The 25,118-nt window shown below is 68.3% G+C and carries 24 protein-coding genes; 11 read left to right on the top strand and 13 right to left on the bottom strand.

Annotated features, from left to right (window positions below; genetic code table 11):
- Nucleotides 1-33 precede the first annotated feature (33 nt).
- The gene (locus NE2_RS00755) at nt 34-2,148 is read left to right on the top strand and encodes an MMPL family transporter (protein WP_063022918.1); all 2,115 of its coding nucleotides are present in this window, start codon (nt 34-36) and stop codon (nt 2,146-2,148) included.
- Nucleotides 2,149-2,199: 51 nt separating this feature from the next.
- Here the strand turns inward: NE2_RS00755 and NE2_RS00750 are convergent, their stop codons facing one another.
- From NE2_RS00750 to NE2_RS00740, 3 genes are all read right to left on the bottom strand, one after another.
- Nucleotides 2,200-2,970 carry an SDR family NAD(P)-dependent oxidoreductase gene (locus tag NE2_RS00750; RefSeq protein ID WP_063022916.1) on the bottom strand — a complete coding sequence of 257 codons (771 nt, stop codon included), beginning with the start codon at nt 2,968-2,970 and terminating at the stop codon, nt 2,200-2,202.
- Between the two features lie 4 nt (nt 2,971-2,974).
- Nucleotides 2,975-4,006 carry an NAD(P)H-dependent amine dehydrogenase family protein gene (locus NE2_RS00745; protein ID WP_063022914.1) on the bottom strand — a complete coding sequence of 344 codons (1,032 nt, stop codon included), beginning with the start codon at nt 4,004-4,006 and terminating at the stop codon, nt 2,975-2,977.
- 179 nt (nt 4,007-4,185) lie between these two features.
- A complete protein-coding gene (locus NE2_RS00740) occupies nt 4,186-5,052 on the bottom strand; it encodes a MerR family transcriptional regulator (RefSeq protein WP_063023303.1) in 867 nt (288 codons plus the stop codon).
- Nucleotides 5,053-5,261: 209 nt separating this feature from the next.
- On the opposite strand from NE2_RS00740, the gene NE2_RS00735 reads away from it, so the two are divergent.
- From NE2_RS00735 to NE2_RS00725, 3 genes are read left to right on the top strand one after another with little or no spacing between them, the layout of a single operon-like run.
- Entirely contained in the window at nt 5,262-5,972 is a 711-nt protein-coding gene (locus NE2_RS00735) for a lipocalin family protein (RefSeq protein ID WP_373862194.1), read from the top strand.
- Nucleotides 5,973-6,030: 58 nt separating this feature from the next.
- Nucleotides 6,031-7,353, top strand: coding sequence for a cryptochrome/photolyase family protein (locus NE2_RS00730; RefSeq protein ID WP_063022912.1), 1,323 nt, complete (start codon nt 6,031-6,033; stop codon nt 7,351-7,353).
- A 24-nt stretch (nt 7,354-7,377) separates the two neighbouring features.
- Nucleotides 7,378-8,850, top strand: coding sequence for an SDR family oxidoreductase (locus NE2_RS00725; protein WP_063022910.1), 1,473 nt, complete (start codon nt 7,378-7,380; stop codon nt 8,848-8,850).
- On the opposite strand, the gene NE2_RS00720 is transcribed toward NE2_RS00725, so the two are convergent.
- Genes NE2_RS00720 through NE2_RS00710 form a run of 3 tightly spaced genes read right to left on the bottom strand, consistent with a single transcriptional unit; the run spans nt 8,845 to nt 12,471 of the window.
- Nucleotides 8,845-9,777 (bottom strand): phytoene/squalene synthase family protein, encoded by a 933-nt coding sequence (locus NE2_RS00720; protein WP_063022908.1) that lies wholly within the window; start codon nt 9,775-9,777, stop codon nt 8,845-8,847. The genes NE2_RS00725 and NE2_RS00720 overlap by 6 nt on opposite strands.
- 10 nt (nt 9,778-9,787) lie before the next feature.
- Entirely contained in the window at nt 9,788-11,332 is a 1,545-nt protein-coding gene (crtI, locus tag NE2_RS00715) for a phytoene desaturase family protein (RefSeq protein WP_063022906.1), read from the bottom strand.
- Nucleotides 11,333-11,343: 11 nt separating this feature from the next.
- Nucleotides 11,344-12,471 (bottom strand): polyprenyl synthetase family protein, encoded by a 1,128-nt coding sequence (locus NE2_RS00710; RefSeq protein WP_307616862.1) that lies wholly within the window; start codon nt 12,469-12,471, stop codon nt 11,344-11,346.
- A 342-nt stretch (nt 12,472-12,813) separates the two neighbouring features.
- Here NE2_RS00710 and NE2_RS00705 point away from each other — a divergent pair, with 342 nt between their 5' ends.
- Both NE2_RS00705 and NE2_RS00700 read left to right on the top strand, forming a co-directional pair.
- On the top strand, nt 12,814-13,311 hold the full coding sequence (locus tag NE2_RS00705; protein WP_063022904.1) for a DUF6764 family protein: 498 nt from the start codon (nt 12,814-12,816) through the stop codon (nt 13,309-13,311).
- A gap of 149 nt (nt 13,312-13,460) precedes the next feature.
- Nucleotides 13,461-14,888 carry a type I glutamate--ammonia ligase gene (locus NE2_RS00700; protein WP_233429599.1) on the top strand — a complete coding sequence of 476 codons (1,428 nt, stop codon included), beginning with the start codon at nt 13,461-13,463 and terminating at the stop codon, nt 14,886-14,888.
- 28 nt (nt 14,889-14,916) lie between these two features.
- On the opposite strand, the gene NE2_RS00695 is transcribed toward NE2_RS00700, so the two are convergent.
- The gene (locus NE2_RS00695) at nt 14,917-15,405 is read right to left on the bottom strand and encodes a hypothetical protein (protein ID WP_146165203.1); all 489 of its coding nucleotides are present in this window, start codon (nt 15,403-15,405) and stop codon (nt 14,917-14,919) included.
- Nucleotides 15,406-15,515: 110 nt separating this feature from the next.
- On the opposite strand from NE2_RS00695, the gene NE2_RS00690 reads away from it, so the two are divergent.
- Nucleotides 15,516-16,064: a TetR/AcrR family transcriptional regulator gene (locus NE2_RS00690; RefSeq protein ID WP_063022900.1), complete on the top strand. Its 549-nt coding sequence runs from the start codon at nt 15,516-15,518 to the stop codon at nt 16,062-16,064.
- A gap of 21 nt (nt 16,065-16,085) precedes the next feature.
- Complete coding sequence (locus NE2_RS00685) at nt 16,086-16,892, top strand: methyltransferase domain-containing protein (RefSeq protein ID WP_063022898.1); 807 nt, start codon at nt 16,086-16,088, stop codon at nt 16,890-16,892.
- A gap of 7 nt (nt 16,893-16,899) precedes the next feature.
- Here NE2_RS00685 and NE2_RS00680 read toward each other — a convergent pair whose 3' ends face one another.
- The 4 genes from NE2_RS00680 to NE2_RS37575 form a co-directional block, all read right to left on the bottom strand.
- Entirely contained in the window at nt 16,900-18,048 is a 1,149-nt protein-coding gene (locus NE2_RS00680) for a cation:proton antiporter (RefSeq protein ID WP_063022896.1), read from the bottom strand.
- Between the two features lie 149 nt (nt 18,049-18,197).
- Nucleotides 18,198-18,920, bottom strand: coding sequence for a hypothetical protein (locus NE2_RS00675; protein ID WP_063022894.1), 723 nt, complete (start codon nt 18,918-18,920; stop codon nt 18,198-18,200).
- A gap of 35 nt (nt 18,921-18,955) precedes the next feature.
- Complete coding sequence (locus NE2_RS00670; protein ID WP_063022892.1) at nt 18,956-19,468, bottom strand: hypothetical protein; 513 nt, start codon at nt 19,466-19,468, stop codon at nt 18,956-18,958.
- 203 nt (nt 19,469-19,671) lie between these two features.
- The gene (locus NE2_RS37575) at nt 19,672-19,917 is read right to left on the bottom strand and encodes a hypothetical protein (protein WP_228816315.1); all 246 of its coding nucleotides are present in this window, start codon (nt 19,915-19,917) and stop codon (nt 19,672-19,674) included.
- Nucleotides 19,918-20,157: 240 nt separating this feature from the next.
- On the opposite strand from NE2_RS37575, the gene NE2_RS36645 reads away from it, so the two are divergent.
- Together NE2_RS36645 and NE2_RS36640 are read left to right on the top strand one after the other, a co-directional pair.
- Nucleotides 20,158-20,574, top strand: coding sequence for a hypothetical protein (locus NE2_RS36645; RefSeq protein ID WP_063022888.1), 417 nt, complete (start codon nt 20,158-20,160; stop codon nt 20,572-20,574).
- A gap of 21 nt (nt 20,575-20,595) precedes the next feature.
- Nucleotides 20,596-20,865, top strand: coding sequence for a PAS domain-containing protein (locus tag NE2_RS36640; protein WP_063022886.1), 270 nt, complete (start codon nt 20,596-20,598; stop codon nt 20,863-20,865).
- A gap of 90 nt (nt 20,866-20,955) precedes the next feature.
- Here NE2_RS36640 and NE2_RS00650 read toward each other — a convergent pair whose 3' ends face one another.
- Both NE2_RS00650 and NE2_RS00645 read right to left on the bottom strand, forming a co-directional pair.
- Nucleotides 20,956-21,732 carry an ATP-binding protein gene (locus tag NE2_RS00650; protein WP_146165204.1) on the bottom strand — a complete coding sequence of 259 codons (777 nt, stop codon included), beginning with the start codon at nt 21,730-21,732 and terminating at the stop codon, nt 20,956-20,958.
- 92 nt (nt 21,733-21,824) lie between these two features.
- Nucleotides 21,825-23,099: a sigma-54-dependent transcriptional regulator family protein gene (locus NE2_RS00645; protein ID WP_063023295.1), complete on the bottom strand. Its 1,275-nt coding sequence runs from the start codon at nt 23,097-23,099 to the stop codon at nt 21,825-21,827.
- 97 nt (nt 23,100-23,196) lie between these two features.
- Between NE2_RS00645 and NE2_RS00640 the strand changes: the two genes are divergently transcribed.
- Nucleotides 23,197-25,023 (top strand): NAD(P)/FAD-dependent oxidoreductase, encoded by a 1,827-nt coding sequence (locus NE2_RS00640; RefSeq protein ID WP_063022882.1) that lies wholly within the window; start codon nt 23,197-23,199, stop codon nt 25,021-25,023.
- Nucleotides 25,024-25,118: the final 95 nt, after the last annotated feature.

Here is a 25,118-nt window from a genome sequence, read left to right as displayed (position 1 = left end):
GCAAATTATTTCAGTTTCTGAAATAGTTTGCGCATGGGCGGATGGGATCGATATGCGCAGATCGTCTCCGGACGTAAAGGGTGGCTCGTCCTGGTAGCCATGGTGGTCGCCGCCGTCGCGGTGCTCGGCTTGTCCGGTGGGGGCGAATCGGGTGGCTCGGCGCCGAATTCGCTGCCTGACGACGCCGAATCCGCGCAGGTACAGCGGTTGTTGCGGCAGTTCCCCGGTGGGGATTCGGCGGCGGCGGTCCTGATCGTCACGCGCGCCGACGGGGCAGTCCTCACCCCGGACGATCGAGCGCAGGCCGATGCGGCCCTGACCCGGATACGTTCCGGTGCGAGCGGGCCGGGGATCGTGGTGTCGCCGGACCAGCGCGCCGCACTCGGTCAGACGCCGATCCCGGCCGAGTTGAACGGCTTCGCCTTGACCGACCGGATCGACGAATTGCGCACGGCCGCGCGTGCGGGCGCACCCGCCGACCTGCGGGTGCGCATCACCGGCGGCCCGGCCTTCGGCGCGGATATCGCCGACTCCTTCTCCGGCGCCAACACTCTGCTGCTCGCGGTCACCGCCGCCGTGGTGATGGTGCTGCTGATAGCGACCTACCGCTCGCCGGTGCTATGGCTGATTCCGCTGTCGGTGGTGGCGGTCGCCGACCGGGTCGCATCGGCGGCGGGTAATGCCCTCGCCCAGGTGAGCGGTCTGACGTTCGACGGTTCGACCGCGGGAATCACCAGCGTCCTGGTCTTCGGGGCCGGCACGAATTATGCGTTGCTGCTGGTGTCGCGCTACCGCGACGAGTTGTATCGGACCGAGGACCATCGGGCGGCGTTGCGGATCGCCGTTCGGCGAGCCGGGCCCGCGGTGCTCGCCAGCAATCTGACGGTCGTGCTGGCCTTGCTGATACTGCTGCTCGCGCTGCTGCCCAACACTCGCGGACTGGGCGCCTTCGGGGCGGTGGGACTTCTGATCGCGGCGGTCTTCGTCCTCGTCGCACTGCCTCCGGCGCTGGCGCTGTGCGGACGAAAGGTGTTCTGGCCGTTCGTTCCTCGTGTCGACGGCCATGACACCGCGACCTCCGGCGCCTGGCACACCGTCGCGGAGAAGGTGGTGCGGCGGCCCGGCGTGGTGGCCGGCGTCTTTCTGCTCGTCGCGGCCGCATGTGCTGCCGCGCTGCCGTTCGCCCATGTCGGGCTCGCACAGTCCGAGCAGTTCCGCGTGCAGGCGGAATCGGTCGACGGCCTGCGTGCGGTGAGCGAGCATTTCTCCTCCGGCGCAAGCGATCCCGCGATCGTGCTGGCGCGCACCGACGCCGCGCCGGCCGTGCAGTCGGCCCTCGACAGCACCCCCGGCGTCGTGCGCGCGATACCCGCCGGCGTCTCGGGCAACGGGTTGACGCGCTGGTCGGTGATCCTGGACGCGCCACCCGCCTCCGAGGCGGCATTCGCCGATGTCAGTCGCCTGCGCACCGCACTGTCCTCCGTGCCCGGCGCCGAGGCGCTGGTCGGCGGCTCCGATGCCGTCGCCCTGGACACCCGGGACGCGGCCCGGCGCGATCAGCTCGTGATCATGCCGCTCGTTCTGGTGGTCGTCCTGCTGGTACTTCTGGTGTTGTTGCGGGCAGTGCCGGCCGCGCTCCTGCTGGTCGCGGTCACCGTGCTCAGTGCCCTGGCCGCACTGGGCATCGGAAGCCTGCTCAGCACCTACGTGTTCGGCTTTCCGGCCTTGGACACCAACGTGCCGCTGTTCGCCTTCCTGTTCCTGGTGGCGCTGGGCGTCGACTACACGATCTTCCTGGTCACCCGAGCCCGCGAGGAGACACCGGGCCACGGCGTGACCGGCGGCATCGTCCGCGCGGTCGGCTCCACGGGCGGGGTGATCACCAGCGCCGGAATCGTGCTGGCCGCGGTGTTCGCCGTCCTCGGCGTCCTGCCACTGATCACGCTGACCCAGCTGGGCATCGTGGTCGGCGTCGGTATCCTGCTCGATACCTTCGTCATTCGAACCCTGGTGATACCCGCGCTGTTCGCGCTGATCGGTCCGAGAATCTGGTGGCCGGGGCGCTGGATCCGAGAGGCGCCGGCCGATTCCGGACCGTCGGTGCCGTCGGTCGCCGCGAGCGCGTCGACGTCGGAACAGAGCCGCTGAGCCGGTGAGATTCGCGACCGGCCAGCGAGCTGTCGGCCGCAGAGCGGGGCTCTACGGCATACCGCCGTCGGAGCGGAGGATCGATCCGGTGGTGTAACTGGAGGCGTCGGAGGCGAGAAACAGTGCGGCTCCGACGATTTCGCTGGGCCGGCCGATGCGTTGGAGGGCGTGGGCGGCGAACGGGTTGTCGCCCGGGGCGAGGTTGTCGAGGTCCCATCCGGCCGTGGCGTCGGTGCGGTAGGGCCCTGCCATCAGGGTGTTGACTCGGACGGCCGGGCCGAATGCCAGGGCCAAACCCTCGGTCATGGCGTTGAGTCCCGCCTTGGCGGCGGCATAGGGCACGATCGACGGGCGCGGCCGGATGGAACCGGTGGAGCTGACGTTGACGATGGATCCGCGGCCCGCCGCGACCATGCGCTCGCCGACGAGTGCCGACAATCGAAACGGCCCTTTGAGATTCAGGGCGATGATGGCGTCGAACAGTTTCTCGCTCACCGAGGGCAGATCGTCGTACACCGGTTGCATTCCGGCATTGTTGATGAGGACATCGATCCGGCCGAACCGGTCGTAGCAGGCGTCGACCAGCCCGTCGAGTTGATCCCAGCGACCGATGTGCACGCCGTAGGGAATGGCGGCGCGGCCGGTCTTCTCCGCGATCTCCCCGGCGGTCGCCACGCAGTTGTCGTAGTTGCGACTGGCGATGATGACATCGGCACCACAGTGCGCGGCGGCGAAGGCCATCTCTCGTCCCAGCCCGCGGCTGCCGCCGGTGACCAGAACCACCTTGCCGGTCAGATCGAACAGTTCGTCGGCATATCCCATGGCGTCACCGCGACAGCCACAGATCGGCGGGGGCGCAGGGCAATCCCACCTCTTTCAACGTCGAGATACCGGCGGGCGCTCGGGCGACGTCGAAAACGGAATTCACCGCGGGCATCGCGGTCATGGTGTCCCACTCGTGATTTCCCCAGCTGTCCGGCGGGACGAACCTGATCCGGGTCCGCACCTCGGGCTCTCCGTCGATGACGATGTGGTAGTGGTCGTCGTCGAATTCCCAGCTCTCATTGAGCTTGTCGGTGAGGTACCACGCGACGTTCGAGCGAACGACGGACTTCTCGCCGACCTTTCCGGTCCATCCGCCACGTACCGCGGCGATGGTGTCCTTCTCGATGCGGATCCATCCCAGATCGACCGTTTCGGCGGCAGTCGCGTACTCGATGGCGAAGTCCATATCGTCGAATTCGTAGCCGAGGGCTACGCCCATGCGCTGGACGGAATCGCGGAACGTACTCATCCACAGTTTCGCGATCTCGATCAGTTCCGGGGTGGCCTCGGGACGTGAAATGCCCAGGGCCTGCCACGTATCCGCGGATTCGTAGACGGAGACATCGGCCGATTCGGAGATCGAAATCGACCGGACGTCACGGCACACCGCGGTCAACGCGGTGGTCACGGCGTTGATCCAGCCCGGGTTGATGCCGGTGATGTGCAGCGAGCTGTTCCCGCGTTCGCAGGCGGCCGCAAGCTTCTGCTCCGTCTCGCCCCGAATCCCGCCGACGTTGAGAAACAAGTTGGTGCTGATGACATCGAGGCCGCTTTCGAGCAGCCGCGTCGCATGGTCGAGGTCGGCCATGAACGGCGTATAGAGGACGGTATCCGCGTCCAGCGCGAGCAGTGCATCGATATCGGCGGTTGCGACCACCCCCGTATCCGGCCGGCCGCACAGCCTGCCCGCATCCACCCCGACCTTGTCGTCGGAATAGGCGTAGACACCGGCCAACTCGAGCCGCGGATCGTCGAGAATCCCGCGCAGACTGAGCTTTCCGACCTTCCCGGTGGTCCATTGAATGACGCGCACGTGATCGACCTTTCGAGCTGCCGGTGGGGTCGGCGAGCATGAGAATGTGATTCTCTTCTACGAAAATTAGCATTACGTGTGCGGTGGGACAAGGCCTCTCGAGCTCTTGCTGAGCTGTCCGGGCGCGGAGTTCTGCCGTCGCGCCGGCCCACGGGTGACGCCGATCAGCCTTGTTGCGGCTACACCTCTGCCGGGTGGGCGCCGGTCAGCTCTTTCAGCGCGGACTGGAGGTCGGCGACGATATCGGCGGTGTCCGGGGCGGGTACGTGCTGCCAGCCGGGGCCTGCCAACAGGACGCGCGTGCCGCGGTCGGCGCAGGTGCGCACGGCCGAGAGGAGCGCGGTCGATTCCTGCTGTGACCACAGCACCGCTACCGAGCTCGACGCGCTGCGATCGAGGGCGTCGCCGAGGGCTGGAGTGGGGACATCGGGGCCGAGCATATTGGCCGGGACGTCGAGTTCGGCGAGTGCGGCGCGCAGGACCTCGAGTGGCAGGCAGTGGGCTTCGCCGCTGGTGCAGGCGAGCAGTACGGGGGCCGCGGACGCGTCGGCCGGGGGCGGGACCGCGCGGTGCAGTGCGGCCGTAATGCACCAGGACAGAAGGTGTTCGACGTCGATGCACCCGATGCCCGCTCCTTGCCGCTGGACGATCTCGGCGAAGGCCGGGCGGCACAGCCGGTCCCAGGTGTCGGCCACGCCGAACGCGCGAATGTGGGCGAAGAGCAACGCCTGCAGTGTGGTCGGGTCGGAGGCGAAGGCGGCCTCGAGAAGGGATGCGTGGTCTCCGGCGACCGGCAGTGGCGCGCGCACGGACTCGGCCGCTCGCGCCGGGCTCGATCCGCCTCGGACGAGTACGACCATGCGCTCGAGCCGGGCGATATCGGCTTCGGAGTACAGGCGGTGGCGACCGCGCCGATGCTGGGAGGGGCCGATGCCGTAGCGCTGATTCCAACTGCGCAGCGTCGCGGTGGGAATGCCGATGCGTTCCGCGACGGTACGTACCGAGAATCCGGCTGCGTCGTTGTCGGGGGGCAAGGCATCGGACATGACGATCATTCTGCCTTTCACGGGCATGGGCGCCGCAAGGTCGCAGTGCTCGAGGTCGCAGTGCTGCGGTGCCCGCGCGGTAGTGGACGGCGGTAGGGGACGAAGGAGAGACGCGGGGGTGACACTCCCATTATGCATCGATTCCGCATCGATTGCTGTAGGATCGGCAGTGTTGTCGAACCCATGCTCATCGAACAGAGGAGTCGCAGGTGCTCGAACATCGCTCGCAGGTAGACCGGCCCGGAGGCTTCGACGGGAAGGTGGTGAGAATGCTGGCCGGTGGTGCCCGTCGGCTGGTCCTCTTCGCTGCGACAGCGATGCGCCCGGCTCGGCTGGCCGGTGTCGCCGTCCTGGCGGCGGTCGTGTTCGGCGGCGTCGCGGCACCGGCGGGGGCGAGTCCGACACCCGCGGCCGGACCGGCTCCCGTTCCCTCGCTCGATCTGAACCGTTACCTCGGAACGTGGTATCAGCTCGCCGCGGTTCCTCAGTTTTTCAATCTCGTCTGTGCTCGCGATACGCGTGCCGAGTACGCCGTCCTTCCGAACGGTGATGTGTCCGTTCACAATTCGTGCACCACGTGGTCGGGTGCGCCCAACGACATTCAGGGTGCGGCGCGCGTGGTCGATCCGGTGACCGGGGCACAGTTGCGCGTCGCGTTCCCCGGGGTGCCGACACAGGAAAGCCTGGACGGCCCGCCCAACTACATCGTGACCGCGCTCGGGCCGGACTACTCCTGGGCTCTCGTCACCGACCCCTTCCGGATCTCTGGATTCGTGCTGTCTCGCACGCCCGCACTGGACGCGGACCAGTGGAACCAGATCGTCGCGGCGATCGTCTCCGCTGGTGAGCAGCCGTGCCTGTACCTGACCTCGCCGGTGACCGGCGGGCGAGACGACATCACCCCGCTGTGCCGGCTCTGAGCTCGGCTCGATGCGACGTACCAGCCATGGCGAGTTCGGTGAGTGGAGGTGAGTGGCGATGGGTGTGGCGATAGCTTTGTTCACCCGTGACCTGCGGGTGCACGACAATCCGATGCTGACCGCGGCGCAGCGTGCCGGCGATGCGGTGGTCCCGCTGTTCGTCCTCGACGAATCGTTGGTCACCGGCTCGGAGGCCGCGCCCAACCGGGTGCGATTCCTCGCCGCCGCGCTGGACGAGCTCGACGGCGAATTGCGAGCGCGCGGCGGGCATCTCGTGCTGCGACGCGGCAAGGTCGTCGACGAGGTGGAGCGGATCGTCGCCCAGTCACAGGCGGAGTCGGTGCATCTCGCCGCCGAGGTCAGCCACTACGGCAAGCGCCGCGAATCGGCCCTGCGCGACAGACTCGAATCTCACGGTTGCCGCGTGCAAACGCACCCCGCGACGGTGACCAGCGTGGATATCGATGCGATCGAGCCGAGCACCGGACGCGATCATTTCGCGGTGTTCACGCCGTACTTCCGGCGCTGGGAAACCGCTCGCCACCGCAGTCCGCTGCCACCGCCGAAAGATCTCACCGTGCCGTCGCTGGACGGGAAACAACCCGGTCTCGACAAGCTCCGCACCGCGCGGGCTTCCCCGAACCTGCGGGTCGGCGGCGAGGCGACGGGAAGAAAGATGCTGCGCCGCTGGCTGTCCGATGCGGTCACCGCGTACGCGGATACCAACGACGATCTCGCCGCCGACGCCACCTCGCACCTCTCGCCGTATCTGCACTTCGGATGCCTGTCCGCCGCGGAGGTGGTGTCGCGCCTGGACCTGTCGGATCCGGGTGCGCACAGTTTCGCCCGGCAGTTGGCCTGGCGCGATTTTCATCATCAGGTACTGGCGGCCCGGCCCGCGGCGGCATGGTCCGATTACCGCTCGGGGCCGGTCGAGGTTCGCAAGGACGAGCAGGCGTTCGAAGCGTGGACGCACGGTCGCACCGGTTTCCCGATCGTCGACGCGCCGATGCGCCAACTTCGTGACGAAGGGTGGATGCCGGGCCGCGCGCGGCTGATCACCGCATCGTTCCTGGCCAAAACGCTGCGGTTGGATTGGCGGATCGGCGCGGCCCATTTCCGGTACTGGCTGGTCGACGGTGATGTGGCGAACAACCAGATGAACTGGCAATGGGTCGCGGGCACCGGAACCGACACCCGCCCCAATCGCACACTCAATCCGCTGCGGCAAGCGAACCGCTTCGACCCCGAGGGTGCGTATGTACGGCGCTGGTTGCCCGAACTCGCCCACCTGTCCGGTGCGGCGGTGCACCGGCCGTGGCGCGAGGACGTCGATGACGCGACCTATCCGGCGCCGATCGTGGAAGTACCCGGCATGTAGTCGATTCGGTGATCAGGAGACGGTATGCGATGTGTGGTGTTCGGTGCGACCGGCTACATCGGCGGCCGCCTGGTGCCCGAGCTACTGGCCGCGGGGCACGAGGTGCGGGTGCTGGCCCGCACACCCGCCAAACTCGACGACGCCGCGTGGCGCGACAGCGTGGAAGTCCTGCGCGGTGACGTGCTCAGCGCCGAGGATGTGGCCGCGGCCTGCGCCGACGCGGATGTGCTCTACTACCTGGTGCATTCGCTGACGCGAACGGATTTCGAGGAGGTCGACCGCCGCGCGGCGACACTCGTGGCAGAGCAGGCCGCCCGAGCGGGGGTACGCCGGATCGTATATCTGGGCGGCATCGTCCCGCCCGGCCAGCGACTGTCGCGGCACCTGTCTTCCCGCGCTGAGGTCGGACGCATCCTGCTCGCGGGATCGGTTCCGGCGATTGCTATGCAGGCCGCCGTGATCATCGGATCCGGTTCGGCCAGTTTCGAAATGCTGCGCTATCTCACCGAACGGCTCCCGGTGATGGTCACGCCGCGATGGGTCCGCAACCGCATCCAGCCGATCGCGGTGCGCGATGTGCTGTACTACCTGACGCGGGCGGCCGAACTGCCGCCGGATGTGCGCGGTGCTTTCGACATCGGAGGTCCGGATGTGCTCACCTACGAACAGATGATGCGCGATTACGCGGAGGTGGCGAGGCTGCCGCGGCGCGTGATCGTCCCGGTCCCGGTTCTCACACCGTGGCTTTCGGCACAATGGGTCAATCTCGTGACCCCGGTGCCCAAGGCGATCGCGGTGCCGTTGATGGAATCGCTGGTCAACGACGTGGTCTGCGAAGATCACGCGATCGCCGAGCACATCCCCGATCCGGCGCGGGGATTGATCGACTACCGCACGGCGGTCGAATTGGCGTTGACGCGTATCCGCGACCTCGATGTCCCTACCCGCTGGTCTGATGCCGATCAGCTCGGTCGTGAACCGTCGTCCCCGCTGCCCACCGATCCCGCGTGGTCGGGCGGTTCCCTCTACGTCGATGTGCGAGAACGCCACACCCGGGCCGATCCGGCGACGCTGTGGTCGGTGATCGAATCCATCGGTGGCGAATACGGCTGGTATTCGTTTCCGCTGGCGTGGTCGTTGCGCGGCTGGATCGATCGACTGGCCGGCGGCGCCGGATTGCGGCGGGGCAGGCGGGATCCGCATCGGCTGCACGCCGGCGAGGCGCTGGACTGGTGGCGTGTGGAACGCATCGAACGACCGCACACTCTGGTGTTGCGCGCGGAGATGCGGGTGCCCGGGAGGGCGTGGCTGGAGCTGAGCGTGGACACGGACGCGCTCGGCACGGTCTACCGGCAGCGGGCCGTATTCGACCCGCACGGTCTGGCCGGTCACCTGTACTGGAAGGCCATCGCTCCCTTCCATGCGCTCATCTTCGGCGGGATGACCCGCAACATCACGGGCGCGGCCGAAGAGGCTGCGGCTCAGCCGGTTTCATAGCCCCGGCTGAGCCTGCCTGGACCGGAGCGCGCGGGCGAGACCGCGGCTGCCCACCGCGGCACGACGTGGGATACCGACGCGGGCACGATGAACGAAGATGTCGAAATCCAGACTCTCGATGCGATCCAGAATTTCCGAATACAGGGTGAGCGCGGTGGTGACGCACGGCCGCGACCGCGGCGCGAGCAAGGCGATACCGGCGCGGGCGTAATCGTAGATGTCGCGAGTGTGCGCATGCTGGGCGACCAGAGCGCGCCGGACGCGCGGGTCGGTGCGGCGGTGCGCCTGACACCACAGCAGCAGGTCACGGTCGACCCCGTATGCGGCCAGTTCGTCCGCCGGCAGATACACCCGGTCTCGGACCAGGTCCTCGTCCACGTCGCGCAGAAAGTTGGTCAGCTGGAAGGCTTTTCCGAGCGCGGCGGCGTAGGGGGCGGCCTCGTCCACCGGGCACACCGTGCCCAGCACCGGCAAGACCTGTAATCCGATGACTTCGGCGGAACCGTAGACGTAGCGGTCCAGCGCACGCCGATCCGGATAGTCGGTGACGGTGAGATCCATGCGCATCGACTCCAGGAACGAGTCGAACAGCGCCGGAGCGATGCGGTAGGAGTGTGCCGTGTGCAGTACGGCCGGGAGGACGGCGTCGGCGTCGGTGTCCTCGCTGGTGAACTGCGCGGCCAGCGCGTCCAGTCGCGCCGCTCGCTCGGTGACCGGACGGCTCGGGTCGATGTCGTCGAGGATGTCGTCGGCGCGGCGGGCGAAGCCGTAGAGCGCGTGGATCGCCGGACGCTGGTCGGGGGCGAGTAACCGGGTGGCGAGGAAGAAGGTCTTGCCGTGGCGGGCGTTGAGCGTCCGGCAGGCGCGATAGGACTGCTGCAGCTGGGTATCGGCGCGGCCGTTGTCGAGAAAAGCAATGGGGGACATGAGTTTCCGATCAGCGGATGATGGCGGCGGTCGAAGTGGACAGGGCGGACGCGCGTCGGCGTGCGGGTGCGGGCTGTGCAGAAGGCATCGGTCCGGTGACGCGGTCCGCGGCGAGCCGGCCGGAAATCAGCACGGGGGGTATGCCGACACCGGGGACGGTGCTGCCGCCCGCCAGCACCACGTTCTCGAGTCCGCGGATCATATTGGCCGGGCGGAAGGGGCCGGTTTGGGTGACGGTGTGGGCCAACGCGAAGGGGCTTCCGGCCAGCATGCCGCGCCGCGCCCAGTCGGCAGGAGTGGTGATGTGGAGCAACCGGGGATCGGTCAATGGGATCGGCAAGCGATCCTGGACGGTGGTCAGAATCTCCTCGGCGTAGGCGGGGCCGAAGCGGTCCCAATTGATCGGTCCTCGAACGAGATTCGGTACTGGAGCGAGGATGTAGAGCAGGTCGCGTCCAGCTGGGGCCAGGCTCGGGTCACCCGCGGTGGGCCTGGTGACCAGCAGTGACGGATCTGTCATGACGCTGCCGCGAGCGATGATGTCGTCGAAGGCTTCGTCCCAGGCGCGGCCGAAGAGCAGATGGTGGTGCGCCGCGTGGGGAATCGCCTCGCAGCCGACGTGCAGCACGACCGCGGACGGTGCCGCCGTGGGACGCAGCGGGCGGCGCGGGGAATGGCCCGTCAGCCGGTACGTGTCGGACAACTCGGTGGTGAGCACGACCGCATCGCAGGGGATGCGCTCGCCGGTATCGGTGACGATTGTGCGGATCCGGGATCCGGTGCGGTCCAGGCTCGCCACGGCGGTGTCGTAGCGGATCTCGACGCCGGCGTCGTGCGCCGCCGCGGCGAGCGCGTCGGGTAGCGCTCGCATCCCGCCGCGGGGGAACCAGACGCCGGCGATCGTGTCCATATAGGCGATCACCGCGTATGCCGCTATCGCCCGGCTGGGCGCGACGCCGGCATACAGGGATTGAAAGGTGAACAGCCGCCGCAGTTCCGGATCGTCGATGTGCTGTGCGACCGCACGGTCCCAGCGGCGGAATCCTCCCATCGCCGCCAGTCGGGCCAGCGAAGGACTCAGCGCCGAGAGCGGCGAGTCGAAATTCGCCCCGATGAACGAGTCGAACTCGGTCCGGTAGAGCTGGGTCAGCCACGCGCGCAGTCGCCGGTATCCCGCCGCCTGCCCGGCTCCGGCGAACTCGGTGATCGCCGCGGCCATGCGTTCGGCGTCGCTGTGGACCTCGAGCTGACGCCCGTCGGCGAAATGGGCCCGGTAGGCCGGATCCACCGGCACCAGCGACAGGCGGTCGTCCATCTGCTCGCCGACCGCGGCGAACGTCTCCTCGACCAGGTGTGGCATCGTCAGCACGGTAGGTCCGGTGTCGAGACGGTAGCCGTCCACATCGACGCGACCGGTGCGGCCGCCGGGGACCGAATCCCGTTCCAGCACGGTGACTTTGCGGCCGCGGCCGGCCAGGTGCAGCGCCGCCGACAGTCCGGCCAGTCCCGCCCCGACGACGACGATATGGTTGCTGAGACCGATGGTCGTGCGCATGGTCTTCCTCCTCAGGGGTGCCGGGTGACGCAGATGAGGCCCATACCGTCGAGTACGCGGCGCATCGGTTCGGGCAGGGTCGTGCTCTCGATGGTGCGCCGCGCCTCACCGACGCGATCGCTGATCATCGCCTCGATACGGGCGGGTGCTCCGGAATCGGTGATCAAGGCGCGCAGTCTGTCGGTGGCGCCGGCGTCGACGACCGGTGCGGACAGCAGCGTGTCCATTTCGCGGCGGGCGGCGGGTTCGGCGAGCTGGCGGGCGGCGATCACCACGGTGGTCGCCTTGTGCTGAGTCAGATCTCCGTCACCGGGTTTGCCTGTGGCATCGGGGGTTCCGAATACTCCCAGCAGGTCGTCGCGCATCTGGAATGCCTCGCCGACGGCGCGTCCGTACCGGCTCAGCGCCGACAGGGTCGACTCGTCGCATCCGGCCATCGCCGCGCCGAGTTCGAGCGGCCGGCGCACGGTGTAGTTGCCGGATTTCGCACGTGCCAGCGCCAATACCTGCCCGAAATCCGGTTCCGTGCGGACGTCGTTGAGCAGATCGCCGAACTGTCCCACCGCCAGCTCGATGCGCATCTCGTCGAAGCGCGGCCACACGCGGTACAGGCAATCGGGGCGAATCCCGCTCTCGCGCAGCATCTTGTCCGCCCAGACCAGGCAGATATCGCCGAGGAGCACGGCCGCCGACTCGCCGAAACGACCCGCGTCGCCGGGCATTCGCCGGTTCCGATGTGCGTCGGCGAAGGCGATATGCCCGGTGGGCGCGCCGCGGCGTAGCTCCGACTCGTCCATCACATCGTCCTGGATCATCGCGAAGGCATGGACCAGTTCCAGCGCGGCGGCGGCTCGCAGTGCGGCGGCGTCGGGGGCCTCGCCGCACAGCCAACCGATGTACATGAATGTCGATCGCAGGCATTTGCCGCCTGCCACGTATCGGCGGGCGATGTCGTCGACGGCGATTTCCTGTACGGCGCCTATGCGGTTCTCGCGCAGGAACGCGTCCAGTTCGGTCAGGACTCGATCCCGCACCGCGGTACGCCACCGCGCGACACCGTCCACCGTGTTCACCGGATGATCGGCCAGAATTGTTGCAGGGGAACACAATCGGTGCGAATTGTCGATAGTGACGCTCACGTCCACTCCTCGGTTCGGCGGGGCAGCGATATGGGGTGCCGGCTGGCTCTCCGAGGCGGGGATCGAGACCGCGTATTCCGGCCCGTCCGGGGATCCTCCCTCGACGTCTGAACCCAAGGCTACAGCAAACGATGCATAAATGATGCACATGAGCGGAAGTTGTCTGTCCCGGCCGGGCATGCGCCGGTGAACTCGGTGAGCGGTTCGGAACGGATTCGTGCCAGGTAGGGTCGGACGGGCGACGTCATCCTGCGGGCGATTCGCAAAAAGACGAGATGCATCGTTTATGCATCGAATTACGGGGTACCCTGGCCGAGAACCAACCAACCAGAGGAGGCCCTCATGTCTCGTTCTTCCGCGCGACGCGCGCTGTTCGCTCTCGTTTCCGGCGGAGGTATCGCCTTGACCTCGGCCGCGTTGCTGGCCGCGCCGGCCCAAGCCGACTCCACCAGCTGTCCGGCGCCGGGCGCCAGCTCGGTCGCCCAGACGGGTGCCGATGCCGCGTGTTCGGCCACCAGCGCCGGTGGGAGCGCCGCAGCCGCCTACGGCATCAACGGTACGGCCACGGCGAATGCCGGGCCGACGAGTCTGTCGCTGGCCATCGCGCAGGGCGGTGGTATCGCCCGGTCGACGTCGGGGCCGTGGTCGGGGCCCGCGGCGATCGCGGTCGGACCCGGCGCGACGGCCGACCTGAGCGGGGTCCGTCCCGGGCTGGCCATCGGCATCGCCGGGCCGGGTGCCACGGTCACGGTCTCCGGCGTCGGGACGCCGGTATGCAGCGGCGGCCCCGGTTTCGCGGGCGATTTCCAGACCTTCCAGGGCTGCCTGTCCATGCGGTGATCTCGCGTCGTCGCGGATGGTCCTCGACCGGGTACCGCGTGAACGTGGCGCCGTCGAGTGATGCGGCGTGGTAGCGGCGGAAGTGCGGGCGATCGAGACATCGGCGCGTAGTCTCGAACGCGGCAACCCGCCGGCGATTGTGTCTGGTTGTGCCGGCTTCCATCGAACTCCTGGGAGTCGACGTGGAACCACTGACCGAGCAGTTGCGCCGCGACCGTGCGGATCGGGCGAGCGCCGTCGCCGCCACACTGAGTGCCCGCGACATCGACGCCGTGGCGGTCACCTGGGTCGATACCAGCGGCATCGTCCGGATGAAAGCCGTTCCGGTGGAACGGTTCTCCCACGCTGCGGCCTGGGGGATCGGCGCCTCGCCGGTCTTCGACGCATTCCTGGTCGACGATTCCATCCTGACCGAGCATGTCGCCGGTGGCCCGACCGGTGACCTACGGCTGTACCCGGACCTCGATCGGGTCACCGCCGTGGCCGCGCTTCCGGGATGGGCATGGGCGCCCGCGGACCGCTATACGCAAAGCGGTATGCCGCATCCGCGCGATTCCCGGTTGCTGCTGCGCCGGCTCGTCGCCGAGCTGGCCGACGACGGGTACGAGTTGCGCACCGCGATCGAATTGGAATGGACGTTGTCGCGCCCCGGCCCGGCCGACCCGGACACGTTCAGCCCCGCCACCTCGGCGCCCGCTTACGGGATGGCCAGGCTGAGCGAACTGGCCCCGTATCTGCGCGATGTCGTGTCGAAGGTGCGCGACAGCGGTATCGGCGTCGAGCAGATACATCCCGAATACGAGGTGGGTCAGTTCGAACTCTCCATCGCCTCCGGTGATCCCGTCCGCACCGCCGACAACGCGGTGCTGGTGCGCGAGATCGTCCGGGCCGTCAGCGGTGCTCACGGATTGCGGGCGACGTTCAGCCCGGTGGTCGTCCCCGGTGTCGTCGGTAACGGCGGCCACGTCCATCTGAGCCTGTGGCGGGAAGGGGTGAACCGGATGTACGGCGGTCCCGGTCCTTTCGGAATCGGTGCGGAGGGGGAGCACTTCGCCGCGGGAATCCTGGACCGTCTGCCCGCCCTACTGACCGTCGGCTGCCCGGCCGTGGCAAGCTACCTGCGCTTGCAGCCCAGTCACTGGGCGGGTGTCTTCCGATGCTGGGGTTTGGAGAACCGGGAGGCCGCCCTGCGCTACATCACCGGAAGCGAAGGCGAGCGCGACCGCGCGGCCAATATCGAGATCAAGACGTTCGACGCCGCCGCCAACCCGTACCTGGCGTTGGCGGGCCTGCTGGCGGCGGGCCGGGCGGGCTTGCAGGCGGGCGCGACGCTGCCCGAGCCGGTCGCCGGCGATCCGGCCCGACTCGACTCCGCCACCCGGTCCGCGCGCGGGATCACCCCGTTGCCGACCACACTCGCGGACGCGGTGGCGGCTTTCGAAGCCGACGAGGCGCTGTGCGCGGCATTCGGCGACGACCTCGCCGACACCATCGGCAGCGTGCGGCGCGGTGAGATCGCGCTGTTCGCCGATGCCACGCCCGAGCAGATCGCCGACGCCTGCAGGTGGAGGTACTGAGCCGCGTCGCGAGGTACTGACCGCTCGGTCACCTCGCCGCCGGCTCCGCACAGCCGGCTCGTTCGAGAAGTGAGCGCACGAACGCCAGATGGCCGGGGACCACGCCGAACCACACATCCGGCGCGCGTGTCCCGCGCATGGCCACGAAGGTGGCCAGCGCGACGACGCCGTCACGGATCTCGAGCGCCAGTTCGCCGTGGAATCCGAGACCCGAATCGGCCCGCAGCAGAAGGCATTCCGGTGCGGAGAAGGTGATGCGCCAACCGGCGACGGTGTCCGGCGCGCCGGGGGTGAGGCCGAGTTCGATACCGGCCCACGCCGCCCGCAATCGCGTACGAACGTCCCCGGGAACGTCCTCCATGATCGCGCGGGCCCACTGCTCGGCGGTCCGGGCGGTGGCGGCGGGGGTTTCCAGCACGTGACTGTCGATGTAGACGACGTCGTCCAGGGTGGTGAGGGCGAGCAGGTTGGCGGTGATTCCGCATTGGCGGACGGTGGGGGAAGTGTGCACGGACATGACGAGAACCTTCTGGTTTCGGTACTGCACGATAGATACAGAACAGTACTGTATCTATCGAAGGGTGATCTAATCAAGGGCATATCGAGCCGGTCGAGAAGGAGGACGTGATGGCGCCACCGGTGCGAACTCCGCGGCAGGCGTGGATCGATGCCGGGCTCTCCGTGCTGGAGCACCTCGGCCCCGATGCGGTCCGGGTGGAGGCGCTGGCGGCGCAACTCGGCGTGACCCGCGGCGGCTTCTACCGGCAGTTCCGCTCCCGCGACGAACTACTCGAGGCGATGCTCGACGACTGGGAGCGGCGCGCCGTCGACGATGTGCGCGAACAGGTCGAGCGCGAGGGCGGCGATCCGAAGCGCAAGATCCGGCGGGCGGGGACGCTGACCTTCGCCGAGGATCTGACGCCGTTGGATCTCGCCATCCGGGCTTGGGCCCGGCGCGACCCGGCGGTGGAGGCGCGGCTGCGGAAAGTGGACAACGCCAGAATGGACTACCTGCGCACGCTGCTGCGGAACTCCGGCGTCGCACCCGAGGATGTGGAAGCCGTTGCGCTGCTGTCTTTTTCGATGGTCATCGCCAATCGCCTGATCAAGGCCGAGCATCCCGGCGAGAGCAGATCGGATGTGCTCGCCCACGCCGCACACCTGCTGTTCGACTGATCGCGCGGGCATACTGGCGGGGTGAGCGATCAACGAGGCGTTCCTTCCTTCCACATCGACCAGGTCGACCACCCGGAGCAGGAGCTGATCGTCCGGATACTCGACAATCAGGCCGCCTTACCCGGCGTGGTGCGGATGCGCGAGTGGGCGCGCGCCGCGCTGGCGCTGCGACCCGGCGAAACCGCCCTCGATGTGGGCTCCGGCACCGGCACCGAAGTGGTGGAGCTGGCCGCTCTGGTCGGTCCGGCCGGGCGGGCCATCGGTATCGATCCGAATCCGTCGATGCTCGCGGTGGCGCGCGAGCGCGCCGCGGACGTGCAGGCCGAATTCATCGAGGGATCGGCCTACGATCTGCCGCTGCCGGACGCATCCGTCGACGCGGTGCGCTGTGAGCGGGTCTATCAGCACCTCGACGACCCGGCGAAGGCCACCGCGGAGATCGCGCGGGTGCTGCGACCGGGCGGGCGGGTGGTGCTGATCGACAGCGACTGGTCGACGGCGATCTTCCATCCCGGTGATCCGGAGGTCGTCGCGGCGTTGCAGCAGCGGATGGAAACCAACAGTCCGAATCGCAACTCCGGCAGGCATTTACGGGGCCGCCTGGTCGACGCCGGCCTGATGATCGACGATATCGGTTCCGAGGCCGTGATCTGGGAACCCGAGTCGATCCTCCCGATGTTCACGGCGGTCACCGACCGAGGTGTGGCCGACGGGCTGATCACCGCTGCCCAGCGCGACTACGTTCTCGCCGAAATCCGGCGCGGTGCCGAGACCGGCGACTATCACTTCTCGGTGACCATGTTCGCGGTGGTGGCGCACAAACCCTGACCCTCGTTCACGGCGCGACGGGATCCGCCACCGGCGGCCGTCGCGCCGCGAGCGCGGCAGCCACCGCCGCCGCGACGATCGTCACCAGCGCGCCCAGCATCATCGCCGCCGCCTCGGCCGGGTGCAGCACATGCAGCTGGGTGCCGACGGTGACAGCGGCCACCGGTACACCGATCTGAGCGGCGGCCAGCGCGCCGAATGTGACCGGCTGGCCCAGCAGACGCATGAGCAGATGCACCAGCAGCGCGCCGGCTCCGAGCGCGAGCCCCAGCAGGATCAACCGCGGGCGATCGGCGAATTCCCGCAGATTCAACCGAGCGCCCAGCCAGACGAAGAACAGGGGAGCGAGGAATCCGTCGGTCGCGGCGAACAATTGCCGTGCCACCCGGCGCGGTTCGCCGACTGCCGCGACGGCCAGTCCGGCCGCGAAGCCGGCCAGCATGATCGACACGTGCGTGCGGGTGGCGATGGCGGCCATCCCGAATACGAGGGCCAAACTGACCCGCAGTTCGAGGGCGAATTTGCGGCGTTCGGAGACTCGGTGCGCACGCCGGCGCAGCCCGGAGCGTTCCAGCCACCGCAGCAGCAAGAACAGCAGCACCGCGGTGCCGATCACCGCCAGCGCACCCAGCGCGGCGCGTCCGGCGTTACCCGCGTTGATCACCAGCGGTAGCGCGACGATCGACGCGGTGTCGGCGATGGCCACCTGTGCCGTCAGTTCGAGCACCGATCTGCCCTGCAGCCCTTGGGAATCGATGATCGGCAGCACCAGCGCGGCCGAGGAGGAGGCGAGCAGCACCGCATAGATCGCGCCGTGCCCGGTATCGAAGAAGCCGGCGAGCAGATAGCCGATCACGGCCGCGGCCGACCCGACCAGCACGGCTCGGACGGCACCGATCCCCAGCGCCGAGCGGATCCGCGGATCGCGAATCGGGACATGGGTGCCGGCGACGAACATCACCAGCGCAAAACCCATATCGGCCAGGAAGGCGAATACCGGATCCGAGGCATCGAGCACCCCGAATCCGGTGACGCCGCAGACGATTCCGGCCAGCAGCTCGCCGACGATCACGGGTATGTGCCAGGCTTCGCGCCACGCCAGCAGCGGTCCCGCCAGCCCGAGCGCCAGCACCAGGGCCAGGGTGGACAAACTCATCGGTGCTTACTTCTTCCGCTCGATCTGCTGCCGCTCGACGTCGTGCACACTGTCCGCCGCACACCACTCCCGGTCACGCCGACACGCCGTCGCCTGCCGTCCGGCGCCGTGCCCGGCCGCGTGCGCGGAGGGCCGGGCACGGCGGTGGCTCAGTGCGCGTTCTGCGCGTGTTCGGCCTGCAGCTGGTTGTACTTCTGGGTGCCCGCGGCGATTCCGACCGGAAGGGCGACCGCGACGCCGCCGACGCTCGCGCCGAGGCCACCCACCGCGACCACGCCGACCAGGCAGGCCGCGGCCATCGCGGGCACGGTCATGGTGCCGGCGGTGGCGAGGGAGACGAGGGTGCCGCCGGTGGCGATACCCAGGGGGCAGCCGACGGCCGCGCCGATCACCGAACCGGCCATCCCGCCGACCGCCATCGCCAGACCCATGTGCGGTGCCGCCGCGGCGACGGCCTGGTTGAGATCCGACATTTGGGTATCGGCGACCGAGCTGGGCTGTGCCGCAGTCGATTCCACGGCGCCGGCGACGGGCTGGGACGGCAATGTCGGGTGGGCGGGATCGGCGGCCGCGGGAACCTCGATCGGAGTTCCCAGCAGTGTCCTGCCCGCACCGTCACGAATGTCGAACTGTCCGGGGCGCACCGCGACCGCGCCGAGCGGAGTCTGCAGGGCCGCGGTTCCGGTGGTCGTGTCGTCCTGGTAGCGGATGCCGGGGCCCAGGTCGGTGCTGGTCCACTTCGATTGCGGGGCAACGGGTGCGGGGGCGGCGGGTGCCGGAGCGACGACATCGGCCTGGGCGGCCCCGGCCGCCGCGACGACGGCGGTGGCGAGCAAGGTGGACACGGCGATGGTCCGGGTGGTGGTCTTCATGAATTCTTCCGCTCTGATCGGTGGGTGAGTGTCGATTACCGCGCGTTGCTCTCGGCCGGCATCGACTGTGCGATCAGGCCTTTGGAATGGAGCGAGTTGTACTGGTCACCCACCGCGTTCGCCAAGCTCGGGCCGCCGGTGGCGATGCCGCCGGCCATGCCACCGAGGAATCCGAGCGTGCCCGCGCCGAGAATGCATCCGCCCACGATGCCGATCGGAGTCAGCACCGGCATCGGAATGGTCAGTGTGCCGCCGGTGATCGCGCCGAGCGGGCAGCCGACCGCCAGGCCCGCCGCGGTGCCCACGACCTGGCCGACCGTGGAGTCGTTGGCCCACGCACCGGCGATGGTGTCGAACGCGTTCAGATATTCCGTGGTCGGGTCGACCGGTGTACCGGCGGGGGCGGCGGGATCGGCCGGAGTGCCCTGGTCGCCCGCGACCGTGGCGGTCGCGGGCGACCCAGACTCGGCGAAGGCCGGAGCGGCGACGCCGACCGTGGCGGATGTGGCGAGAACCGCGATCGCGGCTGCGCGAATGACGTGACGCATGATTCTTCTTTCTCGATGCCTGATATCGCTCGTGCCCTCTCGGTTGGTGAACCGGGGGTTCTCACGAGCTGTCCGTACATTAGCCACCCGCGCTTCGCGCCGGCGCGGGGGCAGCCGCAGACGATCAGTCCGGCAGAGCTACATCGGCACCACGGTTTTCAGCCAGCCGGTCCGCCGGAGATCGAAGGCCTCGTAGGCATCGATCATCGACTGCGGTTCGGCGTGCTGGGTGCTGAACCGGGTGGGATCGAGATCGCCCCACGGTGTCGTGCGGGCACTGCGCCTCCGGGCACCATGCCGGGCATCGTGCCGCGCACCAGATGCAGATCTGTACCGCAGATCGCGGACGAGATGATCTGCACGATGGCGTCGGTGGGCTCTTGGATCTTCGGATCGTCGACGACGTCGAGACGGATATCGCCGACACCGTGCCGGACAACTGCTTTCACGTTCACTCCTCGATAGCGGGGTCGGATGTGGTGGTCGTGGCGGGCGCTGGGCCGGTCACTGGACGCCCTACCCCGCGGGCGGCGAGGTATTCCGGCGCTGCGGGTGGGAATAGGTTCGATTCGCACTCGCCGGGTATGCGGTGAACAGGCAAACAGTCCCAGCATGATCGCGTAGAGCTCCGGCCCCCTCGAGCGACGGATATTCCGCAACTTCCGGCCGCGCGAGTCGATGTCGGCTCCGTGTTCGGGCGCACCCTGGTGCACGACCGCCGCGATACCGAGCAGATCGAATCCCTGTGCGCCCTGGCCTTTTCCACGGGACCGGTCGCGCAGGTGGTGCTCGGCCGCGACGAGGTGATCGTGTTCGCCAACGATCAGGGCAAGCATCTGTTCGGCCTGTCGGACCGGGATGGTGGGCCGGCCGCTGCGCGATCTCGAATTGTCCTATCGCCCTTTGGAATTGCGCAGCTATATCGATCGGGTGCGTGCGGATCGCCGTGCGGTGCGGGTCAAGGATGTCGAGTGGCAGCGTGGAACGAACAACGGGAATCGGCCCACGAGGAACTGCAGTCGACGAACAAGGAGCTCGAGACCACGAACGAGGAACCGCAGTCGACCAACGACGAACTGCAGACGATCAACACCGAATTGCGGTAGCGCAGTGCCGAACTCGACTATGTGAACGAATTCTTCGCCTCGATCATGCGTTCCTGGCACGCGGGTGTCGCGGTGGTCGATACGTCGATGCGCATCGTGGTCTGGAATGCGGGCGTGGAGGATCTGTGGGGCCTGCGGTCCGACGAGGCCGCGGGAGAGCATCTGCTCAATCTCGATATCGGCCTGCCGGTCGCGGAATTGCGGCCGGTGGTACGGCCCGCTCTGTCCGATCCGGCCTATGAGCGCGAGGTTCGCCTCGACAGTGTCAACCGGCGTGGCCGGGCGGTTTGATCCGGGTGGTCTGCACGTCGCTCAGCGACCGCAACGGTAAACCGTCGGGTGCGATATTGCTCATGGAGCCGGTGGAACCCGAGGCAGCGGTCAGCTGACCTGCCGGTTCCGCGCGGTCGCCAGCGTCGCCCACACCACCTTGCCGGTCGGCCACCGCGGCGCGCATCCCCAGGCCGAGGCCAGCTCCGCCACGATGTGCAGGCCGTGCAGTCGGCGCCCGACGGAGCCTGGTTCCGGTTCGCGCAGCACCGCTTCGCGGGGGTCGGGGTCGGCGACCGCGATGGTGAACAGATCTTCGCGATATTCCAGCCACACGTCGATATCGGGGACGCCGGTGAAGTGGCCGTGCAGATCGGCGTTGTCGATGAATTCGGTGGCGATGATCTGCGCGGCCTCGCTGATCTCGGCGATGTCCCATTCGGCGCAGACGTCGTCGATGAGCCGGCGCGCTCGATGCCCGGTGACCGGGGACAGCGCCATGGTCATGGCGGCCCGGCGGCGGATCGGCGGTTCACCCGACGCGGCGACGGCGGCGGCGACGCTCGGCTGCACCGCGAGGAACCGGCGGATCGCGCTGCGTCCGAGCCGGCGGCGAAGTTCGGTGTCCTCGGCGACGAGGAGAATCGGCACGCCCGGCCAGTTCGCGGTGCGCAGCCAGGCGCTGGTGAACGCGGTGAGGACGGTTTCGGTGGCGATCGTCATGCGGTCGACGCGGACGATGACCGCGCGGGGCTGTTCGACGACGAACTTCACGAGGTCGTCGGTGAATCGGCGGTACGTCACCGCGTCGAGCGTGATATCGGGGTCGAGCACTACACAGCGATCGATGTCCGTCGGCTCCCAGCAGATGGGCGGAACGGTATTCACGGCGAATCGCATTCGAGTGCTGTCACCCCGGCAGCCAGGCCCACGCGACGATCGGCAGCCGCAGACGAGTGCGTCCTGCGCATACTCCGACCCTACCCGTGGGGGCGCCCTCGAAACTCGCCATTTTCGGGCGGCGTACTCGCCTCACGGCGGGCCGCGTAATCGGCGAGGATGTCCCGATCGGCCGGTTCGAGGGTGAATTCCACCGCCGCCGAGATTCGATAGGGCCGGCTTTCGATCACCGAACCGAGAATGCGGCGCAGCCGCGAGAGTTCCGCGCGGATCGCCACCGCGTGGTCGGGGTCGCCGTGGACCGCCGTACTGAGTTCGGTGACCGACATGCCGCGTCGGCCGTGCCGGTGCAGGAGCAGCAGGATCTCCGCGTGCCGCTGGGAAAGCGGTGTGTGCCAATCGGATTCGCCGCCGGTGCTGCGGACCACCGGTGCGCCGGACAGGTCGAGGGTCATGCGGATGCGGGTGTCGCCGGTCGTGGGGCGCAGCAGCCAGCCCTCGCCCAGCGGTTCGGCGATGCACAGGCCCAGTCCCGGAACCTGCACGGCGCGTTCGGTATTCGGTATCGCGATGCGCCGCGCCGGTGCCACCCCGGTGGCGTGGGCGACCCAGCCGTGCCGGTCGATGACCAGGGCCGGGCCCGGCAGCGCCGAGAGGGTGGGCATGGCGGTATCGCGCAGCCGCTGCAATCGTTCGTATTGGCGGTGCAGCAGTTGCCCCTGCGCGATCTCCACCGCGGCGCTGACCAGCGCGGTCACGGTGGGATGCAGGGTCAGCGCCGGGCCGCTCACATCGACGACACCGAGCAGATCGCCGGTGCGCGGATCGTGCAGCGGCGCCGCGGTGCAGTACCACGGATGCTGCGACTGTTCGAAGTGCTCACCCGAGAACAGTTGCACCGGAACGGCTTCGGCGAGTGCCGTGCCGATGGCGTTGGTGCCGACCGTGGTTTCGGTCCAGGTGGCTCCTTCGCGGAAGCCGAGTTCGTCGGCGCGGCCGCGTACCCGCGCGGCGCCCGAGCGCCACAGCACGATGCCGTCGGCGTCGGCGACGACCATCATCATCTGCGAGGAGTCGGCGACGCCGGTGAGGATGCGCGACAGATCGCCGATCACCTCCTGCAGCGGTGAGGTGCGGCGGCGCTGTTCGATCTCGTCGAGCGGCAGGATCGCGCGGGTATTGGTCCGATCGGGCGCCAACCCGGCCGCGAGCACGCGCGACCAGGACCGCGCTACCACCGTGCGCGGGCGCAGCGGCGGCTGTCCGCCGCCGATGACCGCGTCGTGCATGCGCACGAGGTCGCGGGCGTAGCGCGGCAGATCCGTTCCGGGGGTGATCGCCTCGAAGCTGCCCACGTGGTCCATTCCTGAAGAGTGCAACGCCTTGCAACGATTGTGACACCGGTTCGACTCGCGTGTGCTGTAGGTCACAGATCTTGGGAAGGAGTATCCGATGACCTCGACATTGGAACCGGTGGCGGAGCGTTCCGACGGTGCGGGTCCGCAGCAGCGGGTCGAGACCTGGCTGCGCGACTTCGAATCCGCGCTGGCGGCGCGCGACATCGAGGCGGCGGCCGGCATGTTCGCACTCGACAGCTTCTGGCGGGACCTGGTCGCGTTCACCTGGAATATCAAGACCGTCGAGGGCCGCGAGGGGGTCGCCGACATGTTGCGCGCGCGGCTCGGCGACACCGATCCGCGCGGGTTCCACACCACCGAACCGGCGACCGAGGACGACGGCGTGATCACCGCCTGGATCGGATTCGAGACCGCGGTCGGGCGTGCGGTCGGCCATCTGCGCCTCACCGACGAGGGCGCGTGGACGCTGCTCACCAGCTTGCGCGAACTGAAGGGGCTGGAGGAGAACAAGGGTCCGCGCCGGCCCAAGGGGGCCGAGCACGGGGCCACCCGCGAGCGCGTCACCTGGTCCGAGCAGCGGGAGCGACAGGAACGCGAACTCGGCTATACCACCCAGCCCTACGTGCTGGTGATCGGCGGCGGACAGGGCGGTATCGCCCTCGGCGCCCGGCTGCGGCAGCTCGGCGTGCCGGCGCTGGTGGTCGACAAACACGATCGGCCTGGCGATCAGTGGCGCAAGCGCTACAAGTCGCTGTGCCTGCACGACCCGGTCTGGTACGACCACCTGCCGTATCTGCCGTTTCCGGACAACTGGCCGGTGTTCACGCCGAAGGACAAGATCGGCGACTGGCTGGAGATGTACACGCGGGTGATGGAGGTGCCGTACTGGTCGAAGACCACCTGCACCTCGGCCGCCTACGACGAAAACACCGGCGAATGGACGGTTCGGGTCGAACGCGACGGGGAGCAGGTCGTGCTGCGCCCGCGGCATCTGGTCCTCGCCACCGGGATGTCGGGTAAGCCGAACATTCCGAATTTCCCTGGTATGCAGCGGTTCAAGGGCGAACAGCAGCATTCGAGCCGGCATCCGGGGCCGGACGCCTACGCGGGGAAGCGGGTCGTGGTGATCGGCTCCAACAATTCCGCGCACGACATCTGCGCGGCGCTGTGGGAGGTCGGTGCACAGGTGACGATGGTGCAGCGCTCCTCGACCCATATCGTGCGCTCGGATTCGCTGATGGAACTCGGACTCGGCGATCTGTATTCGGAGCGGGCACTGGCGAACGGCATCACCACCGACAAGGCCGATCTGATCTTCGCCTCGCTGCCGTACCGGATCATGCACCAGTTCCAAATTCCGATCTACGACGCCATCCGGGAACGCGACGCCGACTTCTACGACCGGCTGACCGCCGCCGGATTCGAACTCGACTGGGGTGACGACGGTTCCGGACTGTTCCTGAAATATCTGCGCCGCGGCTCCGGCTACTACATCGACGTCGGCGCGAGCGAGCTGATCGCGAACGGTGATGTCGCCTTGGCGCACGGGCAGATTCGCGAGCTGACCGAGGATGCGGTGGTGCTCGACGACGGTACCGAACTGCCGGCGGATCTGGTGGTCTACGCCACCGGGTACGGCTCGATGAACGGCTGGGCGGCGGATCTGATCGGCCAGGAGGTGGCCGACAAGGTCGGCAAATGCTGGGGTTACGGCTCGGGTACCACCAAGGATCCGGGGCCGTTCGAAGGGGAGCTGCGCAATATGTGGAAGCCCACCCAGCAGGAAGGCCTCTGGTTCCACGGCGGCAATCTGCATCAGTCGCGCCACTATTCGCTGTATCTCGCACTGCAGCTGAAGGCGCGGTACGAACAGATTCCCACACCCGTGTACGGGCTGCAGGAAGTGCACCACCTGAGCTGAGTGCATGGCGGGCAGGGTCGTTCGACACGGACGACCCTGCCCGCCGACGTCGATGAAGTACGGAATTTTCGTGAGGTGACGGCCGATGATGTCCG

It is taken from the genome of Nocardia elegans NBRC 108235 (genome assembly GCF_001612845.1).
GTDB lineage: Bacteria > Actinomycetota > Actinomycetes > Mycobacteriales > Mycobacteriaceae > Nocardia > Nocardia nova.
The sequence above is the reverse complement of the archived record's forward strand: the minus strand, read 5'-3'. Positions and strand labels throughout refer to the sequence as shown.

What these genes read in the sequence shown, in the direction of transcription:
- NE2_RS00755 (WP_063022918.1), top strand. Translation starts at nt 34, where the DNA reads ATGGGCGGATGGGATCGATATGCGCAGATCGTCTCCGGACGTAAAGGG.
- NE2_RS00750 (WP_063022916.1), bottom strand. Translation starts at nt 2,970, where the DNA reads ATGGGATATGCCGACGAACTGTTCGATCTGACCGGCAAGGTGGTTCTG.
- NE2_RS00740 (WP_063023303.1), bottom strand. Translation starts at nt 5,052, where the DNA reads ATGTCCGATGCCTTGCCCCCCGACAACGACGCAGCCGGATTCTCGGTA.
- NE2_RS00730 (WP_063022912.1), top strand. Translation starts at nt 6,031, where the DNA reads ATGGGTGTGGCGATAGCTTTGTTCACCCGTGACCTGCGGGTGCACGAC.
- NE2_RS00725 (WP_063022910.1), top strand. Translation starts at nt 7,378, where the DNA reads ATGCGATGTGTGGTGTTCGGTGCGACCGGCTACATCGGCGGCCGCCTG.
- NE2_RS00720 (WP_063022908.1), bottom strand. Translation starts at nt 9,777, where the DNA reads ATGTCCCCCATTGCTTTTCTCGACAACGGCCGCGCCGATACCCAGCTG.
- crtI (WP_063022906.1), bottom strand. Translation starts at nt 11,332, where the DNA reads ATGCGCACGACCATCGGTCTCAGCAACCATATCGTCGTCGTCGGGGCG.
- NE2_RS00705 (WP_063022904.1), top strand. Translation starts at nt 12,814, where the DNA reads ATGTCTCGTTCTTCCGCGCGACGCGCGCTGTTCGCTCTCGTTTCCGGC.
- NE2_RS00695 (WP_146165203.1), bottom strand. Translation starts at nt 15,405, where the DNA reads ATGTCCGTGCACACTTCCCCCACCGTCCGCCAATGCGGAATCACCGCC.
- NE2_RS00690 (WP_063022900.1), top strand. Translation starts at nt 15,516, where the DNA reads ATGGCGCCACCGGTGCGAACTCCGCGGCAGGCGTGGATCGATGCCGGG.
- NE2_RS00680 (WP_063022896.1), bottom strand. Translation starts at nt 18,048, where the DNA reads ATGAGTTTGTCCACCCTGGCCCTGGTGCTGGCGCTCGGGCTGGCGGGA.
- NE2_RS00675 (WP_063022894.1), bottom strand. Translation starts at nt 18,920, where the DNA reads ATGAAGACCACCACCCGGACCATCGCCGTGTCCACCTTGCTCGCCACC.
- NE2_RS00670 (WP_063022892.1), bottom strand. Translation starts at nt 19,468, where the DNA reads ATGCGTCACGTCATTCGCGCAGCCGCGATCGCGGTTCTCGCCACATCC.
- NE2_RS00640 (WP_063022882.1), top strand. Translation starts at nt 23,197, where the DNA reads ATGACCTCGACATTGGAACCGGTGGCGGAGCGTTCCGACGGTGCGGGT.